Genomic DNA, 545 nt, shown 5'->3' on the forward strand with positions numbered 1-545 from the left:
TTCCTATAGAGCCACAGAAATACCACTTATTGAGCGTACTCAAATCATCATCACTGGCTCAGAAGCTTTACGCTTCACACTTTTCCAAAGATGCCGAAAATGACAAAAACCCCATAGAGAAAGCGAGAAAAAATAATAAATACGCAGAAGGAACGGCCTTCTGGATTCCAGATGTCAACAAACTGATGACTACTCAGAGTCAGCCGCAAAATGCGACAACACTTAATGGTAAGCGTGGAGGTGCCATCAGGTTGCTCTCCTGTCAGCCACCTGTCTGGAAAAGTGAGCTAAAGCCTCCCATTTACCATTCTTCTTTGTTTCGAGGTATCCATACCAGAGTAGTAAAAGACGACATCGAATACTTGCGTAATTTTTTACTGCGCAATGAACACCTTGATCTCAGTATTCGTGATCCCCAAAAAAGGCAATGGCTGATTAAATGGGGACAACACATTACAGATGCCGTGCTTTTTTACGCGCAGCAGGTTCAAAAACTCCCGGCAGGCTGGAGCGATGTACCAGATATCAAACTTAAACAGGCGCAC

1 protein-coding gene is annotated in these 545 nt (G+C 44.0%); it reads left to right on the forward strand.

The features are described from left to right. Positions 1-5 precede the first annotated feature (5 nt). Positions 6-545, forward strand: a 540-nt coding sequence (locus tag J7438_RS27280; RefSeq protein WP_353620209.1) for a type I-F CRISPR-associated protein Csy1, incomplete at its 3' end; no start/stop codon positions are given.

This window comes from Thalassotalea sp. G20_0, from assembly GCF_017744175.1.
GTDB lineage: Bacteria > Pseudomonadota > Gammaproteobacteria > Pseudomonadales > Endozoicomonadaceae > Endozoicomonas.